Here is a 270-nt window from a genome sequence, read left to right as displayed (position 1 = left end):
GCAGACACACAAAAACCGCTCCCTAGAGCGTTTTTTTTACATCTACGATAAGAGTGGAGAACAACTCGGCGGTAACTCCCTGAGTAGTGTGCATTACATGGGCATAGGTATCCATCGTCGTCTTGGCATCGGCGTGACCCAAACGTTCCTGGATGACCTTTGCATGGACCCCGGCCTTAATGTGCAAGGTCGCATGCGAGTGTCGCAATTCATGCATTGTGATTTCTGGGGTCTCCGCCGCCTTGACGGTCAGGCTGTGACGTCGCCGCA

General features: G+C 53.3%; 1 protein-coding gene. It reads right to left on the bottom strand.

The features are described from left to right. Positions 1-22: 22 nt before the first annotated feature. A partial coding sequence (locus tag AC2Q9J_RS17965) for a tyrosine-type recombinase/integrase (RefSeq protein ID WP_499042048.1) occupies positions 23-270 on the bottom strand: 248 nt, incomplete at its 5' end.

It is taken from the genome of Planococcus sp. RAB007_Raresut (genome assembly GCF_057369535.1).
Note: the sequence above shows the minus strand (reverse complement) of the source record. Positions and strands in the feature narration are given on the sequence as shown.